The sequence below is a fragment of the Streptomyces sp. NPDC005551 genome (assembly GCF_042871785.1).
Classification (GTDB): Bacteria; Actinomycetota; Actinomycetes; order Streptomycetales; family Streptomycetaceae; genus Streptomyces.
This window is the reverse complement of the sequence record NZ_JBIAJE010000001.1, coordinates 301,308-316,211: the sequence shown is the minus strand read 5'-3', so window position 1 is coordinate 316,211 and position 14,904 is coordinate 301,308. Positions and strand designations below refer to the sequence as shown.

At 71.2% G+C, this 14,904-nt stretch carries 13 protein-coding genes; 4 read left to right on the top strand and 9 right to left on the bottom strand.

The genetic code is table 11. The annotated features are described in order from the left end of the window. Positions 1-22 precede the first annotated feature (22 nt). The 6 genes from ACFYP4_RS01190 to ACFYP4_RS01165 all read right to left on the bottom strand — a co-directional run bounded on the left by ACFYP4_RS01190 (position 23) and on the right by ACFYP4_RS01165 (position 7,677). Positions 23-1,399 (bottom strand): DoxX family protein, encoded by a 1,377-nt coding sequence (locus ACFYP4_RS01190; RefSeq protein WP_388781547.1) that lies wholly within the window; start codon positions 1,397-1,399, stop codon positions 23-25. A gap of 40 nt (positions 1,400-1,439) precedes the next feature. After that, positions 1,440-2,153: a class I SAM-dependent methyltransferase gene (locus tag ACFYP4_RS01185; protein WP_358850444.1), complete on the bottom strand. Its 714-nt coding sequence runs from the start codon at positions 2,151-2,153 to the stop codon at positions 1,440-1,442. 77 nt (positions 2,154-2,230) lie between these two features. Further along, positions 2,231-3,049: an ABC transporter permease gene (locus ACFYP4_RS01180; protein ID WP_358850445.1), complete on the bottom strand. Its 819-nt coding sequence runs from the start codon at positions 3,047-3,049 to the stop codon at positions 2,231-2,233. Next, positions 3,046-4,029, bottom strand: a complete 984-nt coding sequence (locus ACFYP4_RS01175; RefSeq protein ID WP_358850446.1) for an ATP-binding cassette domain-containing protein — start codon at positions 4,027-4,029, stop codon at positions 3,046-3,048. Before ACFYP4_RS01175 ends, ACFYP4_RS01180 begins: the two co-directional genes overlap by 4 nt. Positions 4,030-4,091: 62 nt before the next feature. Then, entirely contained in the window at positions 4,092-5,030 is a 939-nt protein-coding gene (locus tag ACFYP4_RS01170) for an NAD(P)/FAD-dependent oxidoreductase (RefSeq protein ID WP_358850447.1), read from the bottom strand. A gap of 268 nt (positions 5,031-5,298) precedes the next feature. Further along, a complete protein-coding gene (locus ACFYP4_RS01165) occupies positions 5,299-7,677 on the bottom strand; it encodes an ATP-binding cassette domain-containing protein (protein ID WP_388782650.1) in 2,379 nt (792 codons plus the stop codon). Between the two features lie 158 nt (positions 7,678-7,835). Here ACFYP4_RS01165 and ACFYP4_RS01160 point away from each other — a divergent pair, with 158 nt between their 5' ends. The 3 genes from ACFYP4_RS01160 to ACFYP4_RS01150 all read left to right on the top strand — a co-directional run bounded on the left by ACFYP4_RS01160 (position 7,836) and on the right by ACFYP4_RS01150 (position 11,739). Continuing rightward, entirely contained in the window at positions 7,836-8,612 is a 777-nt protein-coding gene (locus tag ACFYP4_RS01160) for a TioE family transcriptional regulator (RefSeq protein ID WP_388781541.1), read from the top strand. Positions 8,613-8,698: 86 nt separating this feature from the next. Further along, positions 8,699-9,889 carry an erythromycin esterase family protein gene (locus tag ACFYP4_RS01155; protein ID WP_388781538.1) on the top strand — a complete coding sequence of 397 codons (1,191 nt, stop codon included), beginning with the start codon at positions 8,699-8,701 and terminating at the stop codon, positions 9,887-9,889. Between the two features lie 89 nt (positions 9,890-9,978). Then, positions 9,979-11,739, top strand: coding sequence for an amino acid adenylation domain-containing protein (locus ACFYP4_RS01150; RefSeq protein ID WP_388781535.1), 1,761 nt, complete (start codon positions 9,979-9,981; stop codon positions 11,737-11,739). A gap of 6 nt (positions 11,740-11,745) precedes the next feature. Here ACFYP4_RS01150 and ACFYP4_RS01145 read toward each other — a convergent pair whose 3' ends face one another. Continuing rightward, on the bottom strand, positions 11,746-12,933 hold the full coding sequence (locus ACFYP4_RS01145; protein WP_358850451.1) for a cytochrome P450: 1,188 nt from the start codon (positions 12,931-12,933) through the stop codon (positions 11,746-11,748). Between ACFYP4_RS01145 and ACFYP4_RS01140 the strand changes: the two genes are divergently transcribed. After that, complete coding sequence (locus tag ACFYP4_RS01140; RefSeq protein WP_388781531.1) at positions 12,826-13,848, top strand: tryptophan 2,3-dioxygenase family protein; 1,023 nt, start codon at positions 12,826-12,828, stop codon at positions 13,846-13,848. The two genes, ACFYP4_RS01145 and ACFYP4_RS01140, sit on opposite strands and share 108 nt — an antisense overlap. Positions 13,849-14,003: 155 nt before the next feature. On the opposite strand, the gene ACFYP4_RS01135 is transcribed toward ACFYP4_RS01140, so the two are convergent. Continuing rightward, positions 14,004-14,411 (bottom strand): winged helix-turn-helix domain-containing protein, encoded by a 408-nt coding sequence (locus tag ACFYP4_RS01135; protein ID WP_358850453.1) that lies wholly within the window; start codon positions 14,409-14,411, stop codon positions 14,004-14,006. A gap of 276 nt (positions 14,412-14,687) precedes the next feature. After that, positions 14,688-14,900 carry an MbtH family protein gene (locus ACFYP4_RS01130; protein WP_358850454.1) on the bottom strand — a complete coding sequence of 71 codons (213 nt, stop codon included), beginning with the start codon at positions 14,898-14,900 and terminating at the stop codon, positions 14,688-14,690. Between the last annotated feature and the right edge of the window lie 4 nt (positions 14,901-14,904).

Sequence of the window (14,904 nt, the reverse complement as noted above, 5' to 3'; positions counted from 1 at the left end):
TGCCGCTCGGTCGACTGGTCCGCTACCGCAGGTACGAGTTGTCCTGCACCCAGTGGAAGCCGCGGCCGACCAGCGGGAAGGTGCCGAGATCGCGGCGGCACAGGTGCAGGCGGAGGTGGTTGCCGTCGGCGTCGCCCTCCAGGATCAGGCGGTCGTCGGCCGGGCGCTCGAAGGCGAACGTCACCCGCCACTCCGGGTCGGCCATCCTGGTCAGCGCGATCGAACCGGCGTTCATGTCGATCGCCGCCATGCAGGGGTCGAGGGAGTCGTCCATGTGCTGGACGGCCACGGCGTCGGCGGAGTCCACGACGACTCGGCGCCAGCGCCGGCCGTCGGTCGTCACCGGCGGGTGCCGCTCACCGTCGACGGAGAAGTCGGTGACGTCCCAGACGCCGTACAACTCGGGCTTCTCCCGGCCGCCACCGTGCTTCTTCCAGAACGACCGGTCGTTGCGCAGTTGTGCACCGAGCAGCCAGAGCCCCGCCCCCACCTGCAGGGCGGTGGCGATCCGGTTCGACCGGCGGGAGCGGAAGAGGTCCGCGGAGGCGGCCGCGGGGACCGGGCGCCGCGTGAGCAGGGCCTCGGCCAGGCGAGGCGTCTCGGGGGCCAGCAGAAGCAGGCTGAGCAGGAGCAGGTGGAAGGAGTGGACCTTGACGGGGACGTCGAAGGTCAGGTTGAGGAGGAGCACCTGCGCCATCTCCGCCGCCGACACCAGCGCGCCCAGCGACGCCGTGCGCGGCACGATGAGCAGCAGCCCACCCGCGATCTCCGCACAGCCGAGCACCATCTGGTACGGCTTCGAGGACCCGGTCTGCGCCCACAGAAGGCCCATCGGGCTGAGGTCGCCGAGCGGCTCGACGAGCTTGGACGGCGGCAGCTGGAACTGGAGCGGGACGGCCTTGGCCGCGCCGTAGGAGAACATCTGTCCCGCGAGACAGAACCGGGCGGCCAGGCGGAGCCACTTGTCCAGCGTCGTGCGGTCCGTCCCGTGCCGGTCCAGCACGGACCAGACCGGGGTGGCCGCGGCGGCGCCGGCGAGCCAGCACAGCTGCCCGGCCCAGGTGTGCGGGTCGTCGCCGCCGTCGAAGCGGTCACCCAGCTCCCTGCCGAGGACCCGGACGGACATCCAGTTCCGCACCGGGCGTATCGCCCAGAGTTCCGCCCAGGAGTCGGCCGCTTCCTGCAGACGCCCCATTCCGCCCCCGCGCAGGGCCAGATAGACCTGCGGGCTGGTCAGGCAGTACAGGCCGGCGTAGACGGAACCGAACCGGTGGGCGGTGCGGGCGGCGCCGGCCAGGAGCGGTGGGCGGGCACCGACCGTGGGGAAGACCCGTCCGGCCGCCCGGTCGGCCGGTGAGGACGCGATGGTCCGCAGCCACTTGCCTACTCGCACCTTCATCGTTCCTCACCTTCGCGGGGGCCGTCGTCGATGGTCGCGGTCAGCTACGGCGGAAACGTCCGAGCCAGGCGTGCACGTCGAGGAGTTCCGACGTGGTCGGGATGATGCCGCGCATGCGGGCCTCGGCGACCGACTCGACCGTCCAGCCGTCGGCGAAGCCGTCGCGGAGGTGGTCGGCGGAGCGCTTGAGGCCGGGCGGCTCGTCGTCGTCCGGGAGCGGTGCCGGAATCTCCTCGATGGCCTCGGCGAGCCGCGCCTGCATCTCCGCTGACCCCCGGTCGCTGATCGAGAGGATGTGCGCGACCGCCCCCGGGCGGCAGGCCCGGTGCAGGGCCGCCGCGTAGGAACGCAGCATGTCGCCCTCGAAGGTGTGGGCGAGACCGGAGTCGATCACGGTGTCGAAACGCCCTTCCCAGCCCTTGAGGTCGAGGGCGTCGGCGACTTCGAAGACGGCGTCGAGTCCGCGTGCCCCGGCCTTGCCCCGGGCCAGGGAGATCGCCGTCGGGGACAGGTCGAGCCCCGTCACCGCGTAGCCCTTGCCCGCCAGGTGGAGGGCGTCCTCACCAGTGCCGCAGCCCGCGTCGAGCACCGCGCCGCCGATGAGCCCCGCTTCCTCCAGGGCGACGTAGGCGGGCTGAGGCGCCCCGATGTCCCACGGCGGACGGCTGCCGAACGGGCTCTCCCCGCGGTAGACGGCGTCGAAGACCTCGGTCATCGGAGGGGGTCCGTCGGGTGCGCCGACAGGTTCAGTCATGGCTGCCATGATTGCGTCGCCGCGCGGTGCGTCCTCGGTCTCTTGCGGACTTCTGTCACGGAGGTACCGTCCGCCGGTCAGCGCGAACCGTACTTGCGGACCGCGAGCGGGGCGAAGACCACGATCAGGCCGACCGACCAGGCCACGGTCTGCAGGACCCAGCTCGTCGCCGGGCCCCCGGTGAACAGTGCGCGCAGGGCGTTCACGGCCGCCGTCATGGGGCTGTGGGCAGCGTACGCCTGCAGCCAGCCCGGCATCGTGCCGGTCGGTACGAACGCCGAGGAGATCAGCGTGAACGGGAAGATCCACACACCGCCGGCCGCCTGGGCGGCTTCCGCGTTGCGCACCGACAGCCCGAGGAAGGCGGCGAACCACGACACCGCGTAGCCGAACAGCAGCAACAGCAGCAGGCCGGCCAGCGCGGGCAGCAGGCCGTTGCGGAACCGGAAACCGACCAGCAGGCCGACTCCCACGGTCACGCCGGCCACGCCGACGTTGCGGAGGATTTCCGACAGCGTGCGCCCGATGAGCACGGCGGTACGGCTCATCGGCATCGAGCGGAAGCGGTCCATGAGCCCCTCGCGCATCTCGGCGGCGACCCCGATGGTGGTGCCGGCGGCGGAGCCGTAGAGCGCCATCTGGACGAGGATGCCGGGCAGCAGGAACTGGGCGTAGCGTTCGCCGCCGACGTCGATGGCGCCACCGAAGACGTAGGTGAACAGCAGGATGAACATCACCGGCTGGACCAGCGAGAACATCACCAGGTCGGGGCTGCGCAGCACGTGCCGTACGTTGCGCAGGGTCATCTGCCACACGTCGGAGAGCCACCACCCGAGGGTGTTCCGCGACTGCGTGTACGAGGTGCCGCTCTCCCGCGCCAGGGTGGTCGAGGTCATGTCCGCCCGGTTTCCTTCCCGTTGTCACTCTGGTCGGCGCCGTGATCGGCGGACCGGCCGGTCACGGCGAGAAAGACGTCGTCGAGAGTGGGCCGGCGGAGCGCCACGTCACCGATCGCGACCCCCGATTCCCTGAGCAGGTGAAGCAGGTCGGGCAGTGTGCCGCCGTCGGCCAGCGGCGCGTGGACCACCATCTTCTGCGGGTCGGCGACCGGTTCGGCGCCCAGCCGCTCCCGCAGCAGCCGCAGCGCCCGCTCCATGCCTTCGCCGTCCAACAACGTGATGGCCACCCGGTCCTGACCGACCTGGGCCTTCAGCTCGTCCGGGGTGCCGTCGGCGATGACCCTGCCCCGGTCGATCACGGACAGGGAGTCGGCGAGCTGGTCCGCCTCCTCCAGGTACTGCGTGGTGAGCAGTACGGTCGTGCCCTCCCCGACCAGTTCGCGCACGAGCCGCCACACCTCCATACGGCCGCGCGGATCGAGGCCGGTGGTCGGCTCGTCGAGGAAGATGAGCCTGGGCCGGGCCATGAGGCTGGCGGCGACGTCGAGCCTGCGCCGCATTCCGCCTGAATAGGTCCTGGGCTGCCGGCCGGCCGCGTCGTCCAGGCCGAAGCGTTCCAGCAGTTCACTCGCGCGGGCCCGGCAGTCGGACTTCGACAGCCGGAACAGCCTGCCGATCATGTGCAGGTTCTCGCGCCCGGTGAGCAGTTCGTCGACGGCGGCGTACTGACCGGTGAGGCCGATGACCGACCGGATCCGCCCGGGGTCGTCCCGCACGTCCACGCCGAACACCTCGGCCGCTCCCTCGTCCGGCCTGAGGAGGGTGGCCAGGACCCGGACGGTGGTGGTCTTGCCGGCGCCGTTGGGGCCGAGCAGGCCGTGCACCGTGCCCTCGGACACCGTGAGGTCGAGGTGGTCGAGTGCGGTGAGCGAGCCGAAGCGCTTGCACAGCCCGGACGTTCTGATCGCTGCTGGCATCTGCCGTGGTTCCTTTCCGGATCCGGCGCGGCCCGGCCGAGTGGTGACGGGCGGCAACCGGTTCAGCGGCGCACGGCGCCGAACAACGCCTGCATGTGGATGGCGTCGGCGGCTACGGCGCCCGCCGCGGCCGACGCGATGACCGACTGCTTCCAGCGGGCGGCCAGGTCCCCGGCCGCGTACAGGCCCGGCACGCCGGTGCACTGGGAGGCGTCGACGGCGATGAAGCCGGCGTCGTCGACCGACAGCTTCAGCTCCTCGGTCGCCCGCTGCACGACGGGTTGCTGCCGCTGTCGCGGCGTCCAGACCAGGGTGTCCCGCTCCAGGACCCGGCCGTCGTCCAACTCGACCGCGTACAGCGCCCCTTGGCGGTGGTGCAGGCGCCGGACCGTTCCCGTGACGACCTCGCCCCCGCTGCTCCGCGCCGTCGCGCGAGCGGTCTCCAGGCCGGGCATGGACTCCTGGCAGATCGCGATGGTGTCCTCGCTCCAGGCGCGGAAGGCCACGGCCGACAGTCCCGCGAGTTCCGCGTTGTCGGCGACGGTCGCCCAGCGCCCGCCGGCGTTCTCCTCGCCGAGGCAGAACGGACAGTGGATCACGCTGCGGCCCCAGCACTCCGCGAAGCCGTCCAGGCCGGACGGGTGGACGTCGACGACACCGGTGGCGAGCAGGACGGTTGCGGCCTCGGCGGTCTCACCGCCGCCGACGGCGACCCGGAAGCCTCCACCCGGAGCGGGGGTCACACTTTCGGCGTCGGCCTCCAGCCGCTCGACGGTCGGGTACCGGGAGAGTTCTTGCCAGGCGCGCGCCCGGAACTCGGCCGGAGTGACACCGTCCATGCCGAGATGGCCGTGAACGCCCGCCGACGCGCTGTTGCGCGGTGGCCGGGCGCTGTCCACGACGGTCACCGGGTGCCGGTATCTCGCCAGGCTGAGCGCCGCGGTGAGCCCGGCAGGACCGGCTCCCACGATCACGGTGGTGTGGTCGGCGTGCGAGGACATCAGACTGATCCCTTCCGTCGGGCGGCGTGGGCGGGTCCGTCCACCGCCGGGAGCGGTCCGGCGGGTGCGCGGTGGGGAACGCCGGAGTGGGCTGCCGGCGGGCGGCCGTGACCCGCATTGTGGTCACCGCCGCGGTACCGGCGCGGTGCGGGCGAAAGAGGTGAGCCAGACAGTCGTGCGCCTGCGGGGGTGCGGCGGTGCCGGTTTCCGGCGCGGGCCGCGGCCGGTCGCCCCCTGCCACCGGGCGGGGGCGACGGGCCGCGCCGCGTCAGGCGCCGACGTACTGGGCGAGGTGCTCGCCCGTGAGCGTGGGGCGGGTGGCGACGAGTTCGGCGGGCGTGCCCTCGAAGACGATCCGGCCGCCGTCGTGGCCGGCGCCGGGGCCGAGGTCGATGATCCAGTCGGCGTGTGCCATCACCGCCTGGTGGTGCTCCACCACGACGACCGTCTTGCCGGCGTCCACCAGCCGGTCGAGCAGGGCGAGCAGTTGCTCGACGTCGGCCAGGTGCAGACCGCTGGTCGGCTCGTCGAGGATGTAGACGCTGCCCGTTCCGGCCATGTGGCCGGCGAGCTTCAGCCGTTGCCGCTCGCCGCCGGACAGGGTGGTGAGCGGCTGGCCGAGGCTGAGGTAGCCCAGGCCGACCTCGCTGAGCCGGTCGAGGACGGCAGACGCGGCCGGCGTCCGTGCCTCACCGCTGCGGAAGAACTCGGCGGCCTCGGCCACCGGCATCGCGAACACCTCGCTGATGTCCCGGCCGCCCAGCCGGTACTGGAGCACCGAGGGCTGGAACCGCTTGCCCTCGCACTCCTCGCAGGTGGTGGCGACTCCGGCCATGATCGCCAGGTCGGTGTAGATGACGCCGGCGCCCTTGCAAGTGGGGCAGGCGCCCTCGGAGTTGGGGCTGAACAGTGCGGGCTTGACCCCGTTGACCTTGGCGAACGTCTTGCGGATCGGTTCGAGCATGCCGGTGTAGGTGGCCGGGTTGCTGCGCCGGGAGCCCTTGATGGGCGACTGGTCCACCGTGACGACGCCGTCCCGGCCGGCCACCGAGCCGTGGATCAGGGAACTCTTGCCGGAGCCCGCGACCCCGGTGACCACGGTGAGCACGCCGAGCGGGATGTCCACGTCGACGTCGCGCAGGTTGTGCGCGTTCGCGCCGCGCACCTCCAGCGCACCGGACCGCTCGCGCACGGACGGCTTCAGCGAGGCCCGGTCGTCCAGGTGCCGTCCGGTGACGGTGCCGCTGACCCGCAGATTCTCGACGGTGCCCTCGAAGACCACCTCGCCGCCCTTGGTGCCGGCGTGCGGCCCCAGGTCGACGACGTGGTCGGCGATCACGATCGTCTCCGGCTTGTGCTCCACGACCAGCACGGTGTTGCCCTTGTCCCGCAGCCTCAGCAGCAGGTCGTTCATCCGCTGGATGTCGTGCGGGTGCAGGCCGACGGTGGGCTCGTCGAAGACGTAGGTGACGTCGGTGAGCGCGGAGCCCAGGTGACGGACCATCTTGACGCGCTGGGCCTCACCGCCCGAGAGGGTGCTCGAGGACCGGTCGAGCGAGAGGTAGCCCAGGCCGATCTGGACGAACGAGTCGAGGGTCTGGCCGAGCACCGTGAGCAGCGTCGTGACCGACGGGTCGGTCAGCGCACGGGCCCAGGCCGCGAGGTCGCTGATCTGCATGGCGCAGGCGTCGGCGATGCTGAGGCCGTCGATCTTGGCGGACCGGGCGGTCTCGCTGAGCCGGGTGCCGTGGCACTCGGGGCAGACGGAGAACGCCACCGCCCGTTCCACGAAGGCACGGATGTGCGGCTGGAGCGTCTCCCTGTCCTTGGACAGGAAGGACTTGCGCACTCGTGCGAGGAGGCCCTCGTAGGTGGTGTTGACGCCCTTCACCTTGATCTTGACCGGGTCCCGGTGCAGGAAGTCGTGCCTTTCCCGCTCGGTGTAGTCGCGGACCGGTTTGTGCGGGTCGAGCAGGCCCGACTCGGTGAACGACTGCATCACCCAGCCGTCGGGCTTCCAGCCGGGGACCGTGACCGCGCCGTCCGCGAGCGACTTGGAGTCGTCGAGGAGCTGGGCGGGATCGATGTCCGAGACGGTGCCCATGCCCTCGCACCGCAGGCACATGCCGCCGACGACGCTGAAGCCCTTCTCGATCTTCTTGCCGTTCACCACGAGGACACCCGACGCGTCGGCCGAGGCGACGTTGAAGGCGAACGCCTTCTGCGACCCGATGTACGGCTTGGCGAGCCGGCTGAAGAGGATGCGCAGCAGTGTGCCCGCGTCGGTGGCGGTGCCGACCGTGGAGCGGAGACTGGTGCCCATCGGCTGCTGGTCGACGAGGATCGCGGTGGTCAGGCCGTCGAGCACGTCGACCTCGGGCCGCGCCAGGGTGGGCATGAAGCCCTGGATGAAGGCGCTGTACGTCTCGTTGATGAGCCGTTGCGATTCCGCGGCGATCGTGTCGAACACCAGGGAGCTCTTGCCCGAGCCGGAGACCCCGGTGAACACGGTGAGCCGTCGTTTGGGGATTTCCACGTGCACGTTCTTGAGGTTGTTCTCACGTGCCCCGTGCACACGGATCAGATCATGGCTGTCGGCGGCACACAGCCCAGGAGGCCGGGTGTCCGTCTCCGTGCCGGCCGTCATGGTGTCCCTCCCGTTCGTCGGACGCGGCACGCAGCCGTCCTGTGACGTGGTGACGAGTTCCTCAACGTCCCGGTTCATGGGACTCAAGCGTATACCTGCAAAGTCGGTTGAGGGTTTGAGCGGAACTACTCGGATTTCCTGGAGTAAAGTTTCAAACCGTGAAGTACCTGCGTCCGTTCGACCTGGCCCGTGAGCACGGCATTTCCACCCAGGCGGTCCGCAACTACGAGCGGGACGGGTTCATCCCGCTCGCCCGGCGCACCCCGTCCGGCTACCGCACCTACACCGAGACCCACGCGGCGGCCCTGCGCGCCTATCTCGCGCTCGTCCAGGCGTACGGGTACGCCACCGGCGGAGAGATCATGCGGTCCCTCAACACCGGCGACCTCGATGCCGCGCTGACCGCCGTCGACCGCGGCCACGCCCAGCTGCTGCGCGACCGGGGCACGCTGGACGCGGTAGGGCGGGCGGTGGAGCACCTCACCTCCGGTCCCGGCCCCGCCGAGGACACGTCCGCCGGCCGGGAGCCGCTCAGCATCGGTGAACTCGCGCGTCGTCTGGGGGTGACCGCGGCGACCCTGCGGAACTGGGAAGCGGTGGGCATCCTCACCCCCGCCCGGGAGCCGGTCACCGGCCACCGCTCGTTCGGCGCCACGGACGTACGCGACGCCGAGCTGACCCATCTCCTCCGGCGCGGGGGCTACCCGCTGGAGCACATCCGTACGGTGGTCCGGCAGATCCGCGAGGCCGGCGGCACCGAGGCGCTGTCCGCGGCCCTCGACGACTGGCGGCGACGGCTCACCGCCCGCGGTGTGTCCATGCTCGACGCGGCGGCCCGGCTCGGCGGGTACGTGGCCCTTCTGGGCGGCGCCCCGGCGGAACCTCCGGCCCCCGCGGAACCGGCTCCCGCGCCGGGGGCCCCGCCGACGGTTTGAGACCCCGCGGCCCGGCGAGTCCGCCCGCCGCACCGACGGCATCGACGTAAGCCTCAACGGGTCTTTCAATGATTCGATCGACAGACATGAGCAAGGACTTTCACGACCTTCCCGTGGCCTCGTGCGCGGTGCTGGCGCTCGGCGAACCCACCCACCGGGAACCCGCCTTCGGGTGGGTGCGCAACGAGCTGTTCGCCCGGCTGGCCCGCCTCGGCTTCCGCTCGATCGCCCTGGAGACCGACCGCGTGGCCGCGCTGCGCGTCGACGACTTCGTCAAGGGCGGCGACGGGGATCTCGACGAGGTGACGCGGGAGGGCTTCTCCCACGACTTCGGGAACCTGGAAACCAACCGGTGCCTCGTCGCCTGGATGCGCGACCACAACGCGAACCTGCCGCCGGAGGAGCAGCTGACCTTCCACGGCTTCGACGTCCCCACGGAGACGACCAGCGCCCCCAGCCCGCGTCGCTGTCTCGAGTACGCCCGCGACTATCTGGGGCTCGACCTCGACCTCACCGGCCTGCTGGGCGCGGACGAGCGGTGGAGCCGTACGGAGGCGGTGATGGACCCGGCCATGTCGGTCGGCGCCACGCCCGAGGCCGAGCGGCTGCGGTTCCTCGCCGACGACATGCTCACCCTGCTGCACTCCGACGCCGCCGAGCGGATCGCGCGGACCTCGCGCGCGGAGTGGCTCCGGGCCAGGACACACCTCACCGCCGGCCTCGGCCTGCTGCGCTACCACCGGCAGGCGGCCCAGCACCCGCAGGACGGCGACCGGCTGTCCCGGCTGTTCGCCACCCGGGACGCGCTCATGGCACAGAACCTCCTCGACATCCGCAGCATCGAGGGCCGCCGGGGCGCGACGCTGGCCTTCGCCCACAACGTGCACCTCCAGCGGACCCCGAGCACCTGGAGCCAGGGTGACCTGTGTGTCGGCTGGCCCGGGGCCGGCACCGTCGTGGCACCGCTGCTGGGCGACCAGTACGTGTTCATCGTCGGCAGCCTGGGCCGCAGTGCGGCCCTCGGGCTGGGCGACCCCGAGCCGGGCACCTACGAGAGCCGTCTGCAGGACCGCGTCACCGACTGGGCCCTGGCCCCCACCGGCACGGTCGCCGCCGCCCGGCCCCGGACGGACACCACCCCGCAGCAGGGCTACTTCCCGCTCGACCACGCCACCCTGGACACCGCCGACGCGGTCCTGCACGTGAGCGACGGCGCCGCCGTGAGCCGGCCGGGGGACCGCCTGCGCGTACCCGCCGGCACCGGGAGCGGGCACTGACAGAGACGGGAAGGATTCGCGGGGTTCCCCGGGCGCCGGAGACTAGATTCGCCGTCGATCAGGGAGCCCCCCGAAGGAGCTGACCGCGCTTGAACACGGTTCCGGCACTGTTCGAGTCAACCGTCGCCCGACAGGGCGGAGAACCCGCCCTCGTCGACGGGGAGAACACTCTCGGGTACGTGGAGCTGAACAGCCGGATCAACCGGCTCGCCCGCATGCTGATCGCGCACGGTGTCGGTCCCGACTCGCTCGTCGCGGTCGCGGTGCCGAAGTCGAGCGAACTGATCGTGGCGATCATGGCGGTGCTCAAGGCGGGCGGCGCCTACCTCCCGCTCGACCCGGACTATCCGGCAGAACGCCTGCGCTTCATGCTGTCCGACGCGCGGCCGGTCCTGCTGCTGCGGTCCTCCTCGGTGGCGCCCGTCGCTGCGGGTCCGCGGGAACTCGTCCTCGACGACCCGGCGTTACGCGCCGCGTGCGCGGCCCTGCCGGGGCACGACGTCGCCCAGCACGAGCGCCACGCCGCGCTGCGCCCCGAGCACCTGATGTACGTCATCTACACCTCGGGGTCGACCGGAACACCCAAGGGTGTCGCCGTGCCGCACGGCGGCGTGCGCGACATGGCCGCCACCCAGGCGGCCGTCCTGCGGGCGGGCCCGGGCGACCGTGTGCTCCAGTGGGCGTCCATCAGTTTCGACGCCGCCTTCTGGGACGTGTCCCTGGCGCTGCTGTCCGGGGCGGCCCTCGTGATGGTGCCCGCCGACGACCTGCTGCCGGGCGATACGCTGGGGAACACCTTGCTCAAGTACGGCATCACGCACGCGGTGCTGCCACCGGTGGCGCTCAGCGAGACCGACGCCGAGGACGTCCTGCTCGACGGGACCGTCATGTCCACGGGAGACAGCTGTACGCCGACGCTGGTGCGCAAGTGGTCGCGGGCACGGCGGATGTTCAACGGTTACGGCCCGACCGAGGTGACCGTCGGGGCGACGATCGGCGGGCCGGTGCGCGACGCCGGCGACGTCGGGATCGGCACCCCGTGGATCGGCAACGAGGTGCACGTGCTCGACGAGCGCCTGCGCCCGGTCCCACCCGGCACGGAGGGCGAGCTGTACATCGCGGGCAGCGGGCTGGCGCGCGGCTATCTCAACCGGTTCGGGGCGACCGCGGCCAAGTTCGTGGCCGACCCGTTCGGGCCGCCCGGCAGCCGGATGTACCGCACGGGCGACCGGGGCCGCAGGGGGCGGGACGGCGAGCTGTTCTTCGCGGGCCGCGCGGACGGCCAGGTGAAGCTGCGCGGTTTCCGGGTCGAACTCGGTGAGATCGAAACCCGGCTCGCGGCCCATCCGGCGGTGGACGTCGCCGTCGCCGTGGTGCGGGGCGAGCTGGCCGAGGCGCATGTCGTCGGCTATGTCACCGCCACGGCGCCGGTGGAACCGGATGACCTGCGCGCCCATGTCGCCGAGTCGCTGCCCGCGCACATGGTGCCCGCACGGGTCACGGTGCTGGAGCGGTTCCCGACGCTGGCCAACGGCAAGATCGACCGGGGGGCCCTGCCGCTGCCGGACGCGGGGGCCGAGGGACTCCCGGACGGCGGGCGGGTGCAGGACGCCGCCGAGGCGAACGGCTGCGCGGCCGTGCTCTGCGCGATCGTGCGGGAGGTCCTCGGGATCCCGGAGGCGAGGGCCGCCGACAACTTCTTCCAGCTCGGCGGGCACTCCGTGCAGGCGACGAGGCTGGCGGCCCGGATCCGGGAGCGGTTCGAGGTCGCGCTGCCGATCCGGACCGTGCTGGAGGCGGCGACGATCGGCGAGCTGGCCGCTGCCGTCGAGAGCCGGCTGGCCGGCTGACGGCCCTCAGCGGAAGGCGACCGGCAGGCTGCCGTAGCCGTTCAGGAAGTTGGAGTAGATCGGTGTGGGCTCGCCGCACACCTCGATCCCGGTGACCGACTCGGTGAGCGCGCCCAGCAGTGCGCGCAGCTCCGCCCGGCCGAGGAAGGCGCCGACGCAGAAGTGCGGACCGTGGCCGAAGGAGAGGTGCTTGTTGGGCGAGCGGGCCGGGTCGAACAGGCGCGGCCGGTCGAACACCTCCTCGTCGTTGTTGGCGGAGGTGTTCCACAGCGTCACGATGTCGCCCGCGCGCACCCGGTGGCCGCCTATCTCCATGTCCCGGGTCGCGGTGCGGGCGAAGTGCATGGCCGGCGTGGCCCAGCGAAGCACCTCCTCGACCGCCGTGTCGACCGCGGCCGACCCTTCACGCAGCGCCCGCCACTGGGCGGGGTGCTCGGCGAACGTCTTCACCGCGCAGACCGCGGACACGCGGGAGGACTCGTCGCCGCCTAGCACGAGGCTGTAGCAGTTGAGCGCGACCTCCTCCAGCGTCAGCGGGCGGTCTCCCACCTCCGCCGTCGCGATCATGCTGATGATGTCGTCACCGGGGTCGCCGCGGCGGTGCCGGGCGAGGTCCATGAAGTAGCCGATGATCTCGTTCCGGGCCTCCAGGGAGTCCAGCCGGTCGGCATCGGCGTCGTCGGAGGAGAGGGCCAGCTTGTTCCAGCGCAGCAGCTTCTCGCGGTCCGCCTCCGGAATGGAGAGCAGATCGCAGATCGTGTTCATCGGGATGTGCTCGGCGACCTCCGCCGCGAAGTCGAACTCGCCCTGCCGGGTGACGGCCCTGATGAGCCGCGACGTCCGTTCCCCTATCTTCTGTTCGACCGCGCCGAGGACGCGCGGGGAGAAGGCGCGCAGCATCAGGTTGCGCAGTTCGCGGTGGCGGGGCCGGTCGGTGACCGCGAGCATCTTGCCGCCCGCCGAGTCGCCGCCGCTCAGCAGGACGTCCAGCACGGTCCCGCGAGCGGAACTCAGGGAGCGTACGTCGGCGTAGCAGGACAGCACGTCGGCGTGGCGGGCGACGACCCAGAAGCCGGGATCCCCCTGATGCCAGTACACGGGCCGGGACTTGCGCACGTCGCGCCAGAACTCGTAGGCGTCGTGCCGTACGAAGGCGGTCGCGTCGGTCAGGTCCAGCTCGGTCGGGGTGGTCATGCCCGAAGCGTGCCAACGCCGGCTCCGACACCGGGGCATCTCTTGCGCACGTCTTTCTTCTTGAATGAGAGACGAAAGATTGCTGATCAGCTGTTTCCCCTCCGTGCCAGGCTCGGGCACATGGGTCGTGGGACGCGCCGGATCGTCCGGCTGCGGCCGCCAGATCCCCTATGTCGAGGAGGCGGCGTCTTGAGCACTCTGACGTATGCGGACTATCTCCGGATGGAGACTCTGCTTTCGCTCCAGGAGCCGCGGACCCCACCCACCGCCGGTCGCGCGGTCGTTCTGGCCGAGCAGTTCTTCATCATCACCCACCAGTCCTGCGAGTTGTGGCTGAAGCAGCTCGGGGCTGATCTGGACGCCGCTGCCGAGGCGCTCCTGCCGCCCTGTGACACGCAGGATCTGGAGCTCGGACTGGAATTCCTGCTGCGGGCGGGCGAGGTGATACGGGTACTGCAGCAGCAGCTGCTGGTGCTGGAGAAACTGCCGCTGCGTTATTTCGCCGAGTTCCGGGGTCATCTGGGCACGGCGAGCGGCGCGCAGTCCGCGCAGTTCCGGCGGCTCACCACACTGCTGGGCAACAGTCACCACCCGGGTGATCTCTACGAGGCCTTCGCGGCGGCGGTCGAGTACCACGGGCAGTCCGTGCAGGACGTCTGCCGACGTGGCGTGGAGTGCGGCGTGCTGCACCGCCTCGCGGAAGCGCTGGTGGACTTGGGGAACGGGTACTGGCACTGGAAAGTGGCACACCTGGCGCTGGTGTCGAAAATGGTCGGGGAGCAGGGCGGAACCGGCGGGTCGAGCGGTGTCGACTTCCTTGCCCGCCGAGTCACCCGTCCGTTCCCCGAGCTTCGCCGGCTGCGCGGGAGGGCGCACCTCGCACAGCCTTCAGCCGTCGGCGAGGGGGGCGTCTGAACAGCTGGACCGGCGGCCGTGACGGGCACCGTCGTCCACGGACCGGATCGGCGGGCTCAGCGCCTCGATCCGGTCCCACCCCGCATGAGTGATCACCAACCGCCCGGACACATCCGATCGCCCGGCCGGCTGACCGACCGATCGGAAGAAACGCTCTAGACGGCTTCGGTCTCCAGCGCGTAACCGCGGCCCCAGGCCGTGCGGATGACCAGGTCGGTCGGTGACAGACGGCGGCGAAGCCGCATGATGTGGAGGTCGAGCGAGTTCCTCGTCGGCCTCTGCACGCGTTCCGCCAGCCGTTGTGTCAGTTCATGCCGGTACACCACCTCCCCGAAGTGCTCGATGAGGAGTTCCATCAACTCGGTCTGGACATTCGAGATGGTGATCGAATGCGGACCGAAGCTGAGTGTTCCGGCGGAGTCGAGGGTTGGTATCTGCCGGTCGTCGAGCCGGTTCTGCAGAGCCCTGACCCGGGCGTCGAGATCATCGCGCGAGATGGGCGCCCGGACCCAGTCCTCGAAGGGGTCGTTGCAGACTGGCGGACGGGCACCCGCCTCCACCACGAGGAGACGGGGTACGCCGTCCCTCTTACATCGGTTTCGAAGGTCTATCTGTGCCGGCCATCGCACGAACATGACATCGCTGGTTGTGCATCCCACAGCACGCGCCTCCCCGTCGACGCATAGATGGTCGCTGTCATCGCCGGGCCGACGGCGTTCCCACGTCGGCCCGGCGGGCGTAAGGAGCCGCAGGCCGTGGCGGTTCGGCTGCCACGGCCTCGACCCGTAATGGCGGCGCGCTCCTCAGGTCGGTGTCCGGAACCGCGCCGCGGCACGGTGTTAGCCGTTCATCGCCTCACGGAGACTGCGCGGCCGCATGTCGGTCCAGTGCTCCTCCACGTACGCGACGCTCTCCGCTCTGCCGGCGGGGCCGAAGACGCTGCGCCATCCGGCGGGCACCTCGGCGAAGGCCGGCCAGAGGGAGTGCTGATCCTCGTCGTTGACCAGCACGTGGAATCGGCCGTCCTCGTCGTCGAACGGATTGCTGCTCACGGGT